Below are 9,595 nucleotides of genomic sequence, written 5' to 3'. Positions count from 1 at the left end.
GATATGAAGTTTGAGACGTTGAATTATGCTATTGAGGATGTTCGGAAAGAAGCAAGACAAGCGGCTGCTATTGGTCTAGCGGTATCTAATTTAAGCTATGACGATACACCGGGAAAATTAAGTTTTTCACTTGGTACGGGTGTATGGCGCAGTCAATCTGCACTTGCTATTGGAGCTGGTTATATGTCTGAAAATGGAAGATTTCGCTCTAACATATCTGCAACGAGTGCTGGGGGACATTGGGGTGTAGGTGCTGGATTTAGGGTAACACTGAATTAACAATAGAAAATTCGAAATAAATTTTCCTTCTCTTATCAAATGCGTTACATGTGGCATTTAAAGAGAAGGAAAGTTATTCTTATCGTAAATGAATAGCAATATAAGATAAGGGCGTATTTCGAGTAAAAATATATTTTTTATTGTAAAATTTTATATGAAAAAATCATTTATCATCTCCAAAAGGAATTATTTGAGTAATCGATATTTATTTTTAAGAAAGTTTTTTCCTTATAAGAGGCATGTATATTGTAATAATATTATTGTTGGATTGTATAATACCATAAAAGGTGATCAATTAGATAACAGTGAGCAGCAGATTAAGACAGTTTTTGGTGATGCGAAAAAATATACAGATAAATGTTTTTCTGAATCCAAGGATAATGCGATGAATAATGTTGTTAATGATGCAAAATCTTATACGGATACAAAATTTGAAGCATTAGATATGATATTGAGACAGCTTAGAAAAAAGCAAGACAGGCGGTCTCTGTTGGTTTAGAAGTATCGAATTTAAGTTATTTTGATATCCCTTGGTCTTTAAGTGTTTGTTTTGGTAGTGGTTTATGGCGTAGTCGATTGGCTTGTGCTATTGGAGCCGTTTATATGTCAGAAGATGGAAAGATTCTCTCTAATATATCTGTTACGAGTGCAAGAGGTCACAGGGAGTTAAGTGCAGGAGTAAACTTAACGCTGAATTAATAATAAAAAAACGCACTCGTCCTTGTCTCATCAGACAAGGGTAAAAATTTTATAAAGAAGTGATATTTTACACAGAAATTCATAGATTAGTATACTTATAAAGTTTTATAACAATGTGTTCTGTAATAATGATCTTAGTGGGGCTGATTTTATTTACAGCGAAGTATTTTAACAAAAAAATTTACAAATGCAGAGTGATGTCTTCATATAAATTAATAGAGTGCGCGCAATCGCACAATATTGTAAAACTGTACAGTTTATAAGTTTATTAATAGAAATATTCATTTTGGGGTATGCTTAAAGAAATAAAAAATCTCATTTTTTCTATTTTTATTATTTTCTTTGTATACAGCAGCAGGAATGATTAAGTAAGACTCACTTTGATCATAACAGGAGCATTTAAAGCATGACGATGCACCAGCAGTTTTATAAAAGTCTAAAGTGTAAACAATGAGGCTATGAATTTTAGAATTATTTCATGAATCAGAAAGACGGATTATATAAAAAATAATTAAATCATTTTTTCCCTTGCTATTTTTTTAATAGTCTGTAAGAATACGGGAAATTAGTTAAAAGATACTGAAAATCTTTTCGCAAAGCGGGGTGCGGTAAATTATGAAAAAATTACAAAATCACAACCATCTGATCTCAAAAAGCTTTAAGCGGTACAAATATAAAACCCAGAGGTATCTCGCTTATTTTCACGAAAAAAGCGCAACAACCCTACAAAAAACGCTCTAAGCTACTCAGCAAACAAATTAACCCTCTTCCGCAATAAACACCCTTTATTGCTTCTTAACACACAATACCTAACAATAGTGCGCAAACATGTCTTCTCTATACTTCTTTCACCTTTCTTCACCTTTAAATCTAAAGGCTCTGCTACAGAAAGAAAATCCCCCCTAAAAGGGGAAATAAACCTTATTAATTGGGCTATCAATCAACGTGAACCACAATCCCATTGATATCTTAGATAGTCCTCTTCCCCATTATGACAACCCTAATCTTTTATAAAACAAGAAAAAACTAACTCTGGAGCTTAATAGCACCGGAATATGTCTTTTTAATGTTTTTAATATGTTTTTTACTTAGAGGATTTATTATGAAAAAAATATATACCACACCACACACGCTTGCAGTGAATAATTTAAAAAATTCTTGCTCGTCTTATCGATTACCTTTTATTAAAACACTTTCATTGGTGTCAGTGGCTGTCTTTTTATCAAATGCTTCTCCTGCTTCTGCTTGTGATCTTTGGGGTAATGTAGAACAGTATTTTGGTGGAGGTACAAATATACGTAAAAGTATTGCGCCAACCTATATAATTAACGGTAAAATATATAGAGATGTTGGTTCTGCGTTGAATGGTTTGCAGAGTTATGTCGCTGAAACCAGGTATGATAAGCTTGTTAAGCAAGATACATCAGGACTTATTACAATTGGTGCGAACGTAGGTGGCAATAGAATAAATATCGCAAATAGTTCTCATGGATTGAGGACTCTTACTGGTGTTGCTGATGGTTGGGTTTCGCCAATCTCATATGATGCAGTCAATGGTTCCCAGCTTTTTTCCCAAGGCATCAGTACTGCGATCTCTTTTGGGGGTGGTGCTGGATACGATAGAAAAGGAAACTGGATAGCTCCTACTTTTACAGTTAAGGTCTTTGATAAAAATGGTAATGGAGCTGAAAAGAACTATAAGAATGTTGCAGATGCGTTTACTGGCGTAAGTAGTTCTTTCATAAATCTTGATGAAAAGATTGAAAATATTAAGGCGGCAAGTAATAGTCTTGTTAAACAAGATGATACGGGACTTATTACCATTGGTGGAAAAGTAAGTGGAACTAGGGTAAGCATTGCAAATATTGATAATGCGGCACGGACTCTTTCAGGAGTTAATGCTGGTTCGATTACAGCAGCGTCCACTGATGCGATAAATGGTTCTCAACTTTATTCCATGAGCAATGTAGTTGCAGGCTATTTTGGCGGTGGTGCTAGCTACAAAGATGGCAACTGGAGTGCTCCTACTTTTACAGTTAAGGTCTTTGATAAGGATGGTAATGGAGCTGAAACGCACTATAAGAATGTTGCGGATGCCTTTACTGGCGTAAGTAGTTCTTTCACGAATCTTGATAAAAAGATTGAAAATATAGTCATTGATGCGACAGGTGACAGCCTTGTTAAGCAAGATGCAGCAGGACTTATTACCATTGGTGGAAAAGTAAGTGGGGCCAAGGTAAATATCGCGAATGTTGATAATATGGCACGGACTCTTGCGGGTGTTAAGGCTGGTGCGATTACAGCAACATCGACTGATGCGATAAATGGCTCTCAATTTTATGCCATGAGCAATGTAGTTGCTAGTTATTTTAGTGATAATGCTGGATATGATAAAGATGGAAACTGGAATGCTCCTACTTTTACAGTTAAGGTCTTTGATAAAAATGGTAGTGGGACTGAAAAGAACTATAAGAATGTTGGGGAAGCGCTTTCTGGTGTAAGTAGTTCTTTTACGAATCTTAATCAAAAGATCGAAAGTGTGGCAGGTGATAGTTTTGTTAAGCAAAATAGCGCTGGGCTTATTACGATTGGTGGAGACAAGGGTGGTAATAGAATAGATATTGCAAACAGTGTTAATTTTCCACGAGTTCTCTCTGGTGTTAAGGGGGGTGCATTTACGGCAACATCGACCGAAGCAGTAAATGGTGGTCAAATTTATCTTATGACTCAGGCATTTGCAAGTTATTTTGGCGGTGGTGCTGGATATGATAAAGCGGGAAAATGGTCAGCTCCTACATTTACAGTTAAAGCCTTTGATAAGAAAGGGAATGAGATTGATAAAGAGTATACTAATGTCGCGGATGCATTTGCTGGCGTTAATAGTGCTTTGGCAGGTTTAAATGAGCGGGTTATGAACGGTATTGGTGAAACAGAGGATAAACCACAAAATGGTGATCCTTCGGATATTATTTCAGAAGGCTTTCCTTTTATGAGAAGTGCACGTCTTCTAAGAAGCTTACCTCTTGCCATAGATGAGGAAGAAAACGCTATAGATGAGGCGGATAATTCAACCACGGTAACTGTTGCTCCTAGTGAAACTTTAGAAAAGTCAACTTATGAGGTGACTGAGGATCAGTTTCAGAAGATGGGTTATCGGGTAGACGTCATTAAAAACAGAGTAGATAACATTGAAAAACAGGTGAATGTTGCGGTTAGCTATGATGTTGATAAAGATAGCGGAAAGAAAATCAATAGCATCACTCTAAAAGGTGTCGATGACAGTGATCCTGTTTTGATTACGAATGTTAAAGATGGAAAAATTGAACATGGCTCTAAGGACGCAGTGAATGGTGGTCAGTTATACGATCATACCGCGGAGCAGATGAAGGTTACTCTTGAAAGTGCGAAAAAGTATACGGACGATCAAGTCAATAATGGTGTTAACGAGGCAAAATCCTATACCGATGTGAAGTTTGACGCACTAAGTTATGATATTACGAATGTGCGCAAAGAGGCAAGGCAAGCAGCAGCGATTGGTTTGGCGGTGTCTAACTTACGTTACTTCGATGACCCAGGATCTGTGAGTGTTTCATTTGGTGGCGGTTTTTGGCGTGGACAATCTGCCTTTGCGATTGGTGCAGGTTATACATCTGAAGATGGCAAGATTCGTTCTAATCTATCAGCAACCAGTGCCGGAGGTAAGTGGGGTGTAGGTGGTGGAATAACTCTGAAATTAAAATAACACCAGAGAATATGAAAAACTACAATTTAAGCGAAGTTTCGCCCTTGTCTCATCAGACAAGGGCGAAATTTTATATTATAGAGAAGTAATATTTTACAGAGAAAGCCATAGAGTAGTATAATTATAAAGTTTCATAACAATGTATTCTATAGTAATAATCTTGGTGATCTTGATTTTAGTAAAAAGTGAATTACTTTAACAAAAATTTTATAAATACAGCGTAATACTCTCATATAAATTGTTAGAGTGCGTAATCGCACAGTATTTTAAATAATCGCACAGTATTTTAAAATTGTACGTTCTATAATTTCATTGATAGAAAATATCCATTGGGGGATACGTTTAAAAAAATCAAAAATCGCATTATTATTGTTTTATTTATTTGCTCTGTACACAGCAGTAGCAATCATAAGGCACGCAACAGCGGCAATTATTAGTAAGACTCATTTTGATCAAAATGGAACACCTAAAACAAACTATGAAATAAAACCTTCAGACAAGCCTATAGTGCATGGAAGCTATGAATTTTAAAGTTATAAGGATATTTCACGGTTGTATAAATCGGAAAGACTCATTCTGTAAAAATAATTAAATTCATTTTCCTCTTGCCATTCTACTCAATAGTCTATAACATCACAAAATATTCTTTAGTAAGACTCATTCTGGTAAAAACAGAAAAATGCTCGCAGGGGGAGGTGCGACGGATTATGAAAAAAACAAACAATCACCTTCATTTTATTTTAAAGCTCTTTGAGAAAAAAATTAAAGCTCAAGAGTACGCTGCTTATCCCCACGATAAAAGCGTAATAATTCCACAACAAGTGCTCTAAATCATTCAGCAGACAACTTAACCTTTTCCCCTAATAATACCTTACAGCCTTTTAAGCATACAAAATGAACTCTTTTACTTTAAAAACTATAAACCGCAGATCTGACAATAGGGTGCAAGTATGTCTTCTTCATATCCGTTTCGCACCCTCATTCAGGAGGTTTGTTGCAAAAAAAGCACTCTCCTTAAAGGCGGAAAAAATAAAAAGCCCATTAACCAAATCATTAATCAACGTCCATCGCAACCTTGCTGGACTTCTGATTACTCCTGTTCGCCTCTGCGGCAAACTCAAACTTTATAGAGAACAAACAAAAATCACGTCGTTAATTACCCCTAGCACTGAAATATGACTTTTTAATGTTCTAAATATGTATTTCTTATTTGGAGAATTTGTTATGAAAAAATTATATACCACACCAAAAGCGCTCGTGGTGAATGATTGTGAAAATTCTTGCTCGTTTTATCGACGGCTTTTTATTAAAGCGCTTTCATTGGCTTCAGTGATTATATTTTTATCAAATGTTTCTCCTGTTGTTGCTGCTACTCAGATTTTAAATAACATATCAAACGACTTTAGTGGTGGTACAAATGCGCTTAAAGGTATACCGCCAGCCTACGTAGTTGGCAGTAAATTGTATAGAGATAGTGGCTCTGCATTTGTGGAGGGGGAGGATGCCCCCAAGAACTTAAGCTCTAATATTAGGTTTCAGACTAAAGCTGCTTTTGATACTGCATTTGCAGGTACGGAAGGTTATAAGAATGTAGAAGGTTATAAAAGTGTTGCGGATGCATTTTCTGTCACTAATAGTGATTTGGCAGGTTTAAATCATCAGATTGTTGAGATAAAGGAACCCCATGCTATTGGGGGAAAACAAGATAATCTATCTCAAGGTAATGATAGGCATGAAAACACAGGCAGCTTTCCTTTTTTAAGAAGCTTACCCGGTGGATTAGCCCGAGCGGATGATGAAAGGAAGATAACTATTGCTCCTACCTCACCATTAACTATAGTAACTTTTCGGAGTAGTGAAGGTGAGGCACGGCGTCTTGTGGATATTTCTCCTGGTGAACTCTCAGAAACGTCAACCGATGCCGTGAATGGTTCCCAGCTTTATGAATTAACAAAAGGCGTGAGAGTTAATACTACCGGTACTCCCGAGATACATTTTCGGGTTCCTATAGCTGGCAGCTCATATTCAATTGCTATTGGTGGCGACGCACTCGTTGAATCAAACGCCGAAAATGGAATTGCTATTGGTCTTTTAGCAAAATCCAGCGACAACAATGCAACTGCTGTTGGTGCCCTGGCAAAAGCCAGTGGTAATAGTGCGTTGGCTTTTGGTTTTAACTCGCGAGCCAGCGGCTATGAAGCGTTGGCTTTTGGTTCGTGGTCGAGGGCCAGTGGTAATAGTGCGTTGGCTCTTGGTGCTAGTACGGAAGCATCAGTTTACAGTAGTATTGCCTTAGGTTCAGGCTCTGAGGTAGATGTTGATGTTGATGTTGGTATTGGAGGTTACGATCCCAGTACTAGAAAGAACTCAGACAAACAAGGCGGCACATGGAGAACCGCTATTGGTGCACTTAGTATTGGTCGAAATGCTATTCGTAACGATGTTGATCTGGGGGAGTTGACCAGACGGATTATACATGTTGCAGCTGGCACGAACGACACTGATGCCGTGAATGTTGCACAGCTAAAAGCCCTACAAGACACTGTAAACCCAAATTGGGATCTTTCTGTTAACGGTAAAAATACGACGAGTGTTAATTCAACCAGCCCACTGGATTTGGCAGCTGGAAGTACAAATCTCACAGTCACAAAAGGTGATAAAGACAATAAGGTAAAATTTGATCTCGCTAGGGGTATCCTAGTTGATAAAATACAAGTAGGAAACAACACCTTAGACGCAACAGGTTTAGTAATTGCCAATGGTCCAACAATAACCACTTCTGGTATAAATGCTGGAGGTAAAAAGATTCAGGCAGTTAAGAATGGTGACATTACTGCTAGCTCAATCGATGCCGTTAATGGTTCCCAGCTTCATGCGTTAGGCACTGGAGTTTCGAAATCTTTAGGTGGTGGCGCTCAGTATGAGAACGGCACATGGACCGCCCCTACATTCACGGTTAAGAAATTTGCATCTGATGGCAATGTCATTGACTCGACTTATGACAATGTGGCGTCTGCCTTTGCTGGTGTTGGTGATTCTATCACGAATATTAAAAATGAAATTTCCAAAGAAATTGCTGGTGAAAAAAGTGATTCATTGAACTGGAGCCAAGAGAATAATGCGTTTGTTGCGCAGCATGGACGAGATAATAGCAGCAGCAAGATTACGTCTCTTAAAAATGGAGACATTACTGCAACCTCCACGGATGCGGTAACGGGTAACCAGCTCCATAAATTGGGTGGCGATGTTGCGAAGTCTTTAGGTGGCGGTGCTCAGTATGAGAATGGCCAATGGAGTAAACCTAAATTTACGGTTAAGATAATAAAATCTGATGGTAGTGAGAGTGAGGAAAACTATACAGATGTGGCTTCAGCGTTTGCCGGTGTAGGAACTTCTTTCACGGATCTTCATAAAGAGATTACCAATGAGATTACCGCTGCTCAAGCTGATGCTTTGTTGTGGGATAAGGATAAAGGTGCGTTTGTAGCGACGCATGGAGAGAAAGAAGGCAAAAGCAATAGTAAGCTTACATCTCTTTTAGATGGCGCCATTAAGGATGGTTCTACGGATGCCGTAACGGGTAACCAGCTTCATAAATTGGGTGGTGAGGTTGCGAAGTCTTTAGGCGGTAATGCTAGGTATGAAGGTGGAACTTGGACAGCACCAAGTTTTAAGGTTAAGACCGTTAATGAGGATGGTACTAAAGTTGAAGAGAAGAAGTATGATACTGTATCGGAAGCTTTTGAGGGCGTAGGAACATCTTTTGAGAAACTTCAAAAAGAGTTTACCCAAAACAACACGGAGGTTACTGAAAATATTAAGCAGAATGCTTTGTTGTGGAGTGATTCTGAAAAGGCGTTTGTAGCGACACATGGAGAGGGTGATGGGAAAGGCAACAGTAAAATTAAGTTTCTTTCCAATGGCGATGTTTCTGCAAGCTCGAGTGATGCGGTTAATGGTTCTCAGCTTTTTGATACGAATAAAACAGTTGCAACTTATTTAGGCGGTGGCGCTGAATATAAGGAAGGAAAATGGGTTGGACCTACATTCAAGGTAAAAACCATTACAGAAGATGGCAACTCTGGAGAAGAGGATTATACGAGTGTATCGGCAGCACTTGCTGGTGTAGGAAGTTCTTTTACGAATATTAAGAATGAAATTAACAAAGAGATTACCCAGGTTGTGGGAGATAGCCTTGTTAAGTTTGATGACACGACAAATATGATCAATCTTGGTGGTGAAAAAGCAGGTGCGAGCATCAGTATTGCGGATAAGGATAGTAAAGATAGAATACTTTCCGGTGTTAAGGCAGCAGAGAATGACAATGAAGCGGTTAACAAAGGTCAGCTTGATGCAAGTCTGAAGGATCTTTCCAGTAGCCTTCAGTCTGATGATTCAGCAGTGGTTCTCTACGATAAAAAAGATGGTGATAATGGCAGCATTGATTACACGAGCGTGACTTTAGGAAAAGGTAAGGATGCAGGACCAGTTGCACTTCATAATGTAAAAGATGGTGCTATTGGTGAGAGTTCACATGATGCGATTAATGGTAGCCAGATCAACACAATTTCTCAGAATGTAGCTAAATTCCTTGGTGGCGATGCAAAATTTGTTGAAGGTACGTTTACAGGACCAACTTACAAGTTATCCAAGGTTGATACAGCTGGTAATATAACAGACAGTTCCTTTGATAATGTTGGTAGTGCATTTACTGGTCTTGATGCAAATATCAAGAATGTGAATGCACGGATTAAGGAAGTTTCTGAAGGAGTAGCGCAGGATTCTTTGTTATGGAATGATGAAGCCAATGCCTTTGTAGCACGTCATGAAAAGAGCAAAGAAGAAAAAGGCAGGGCTGTAAGGACACAGGAAAAC

At 38.2% G+C, this 9,595-nt stretch carries 4 protein-coding genes and 1 pseudogene; all 5 read left to right on the top strand.

The window, feature by feature from the left end:
• A partial coding sequence (locus tag ACFIK6_RS08565) for a YadA-like family protein (protein WP_375677540.1) occupies positions 1-279 on the top strand: 279 nt, incomplete at its 5' end.
• A 190-nt stretch (positions 280-469) separates the two neighbouring features.
• Positions 470-778, top strand: coding sequence for a hypothetical protein (locus ACFIK6_RS08560; protein WP_375677539.1), 309 nt, complete (start codon positions 470-472; stop codon positions 776-778).
• Between the two features lie 26 nt (positions 779-804).
• Complete coding sequence (locus tag ACFIK6_RS08555) at positions 805-978, top strand: YadA-like family protein (protein WP_375677541.1); 174 nt, start codon at positions 805-807, stop codon at positions 976-978.
• Positions 979-2,080: 1,102 nt separating this feature from the next.
• Positions 2,081-4,720 carry a YadA-like family protein gene (locus tag ACFIK6_RS08550; RefSeq protein WP_375677538.1) on the top strand — a complete coding sequence of 880 codons (2,640 nt, stop codon included), beginning with the start codon at positions 2,081-2,083 and terminating at the stop codon, positions 4,718-4,720.
• A gap of 1,224 nt (positions 4,721-5,944) precedes the next feature.
• Positions 5,945-9,595, top strand: a pseudogene (locus ACFIK6_RS08545) (hypothetical protein); the annotation flags it as partial.

Origin of the sequence: Bartonella sp. AS69XJJH (genome assembly GCF_042195585.1) — a bacterium.
Taxonomy (GTDB): Bacteria; Pseudomonadota; Alphaproteobacteria; order Rhizobiales; family Rhizobiaceae; genus Bartonella.
Note: the sequence above shows the minus strand (reverse complement) of the source record. Positions and strands in the feature narration are given on the sequence as shown.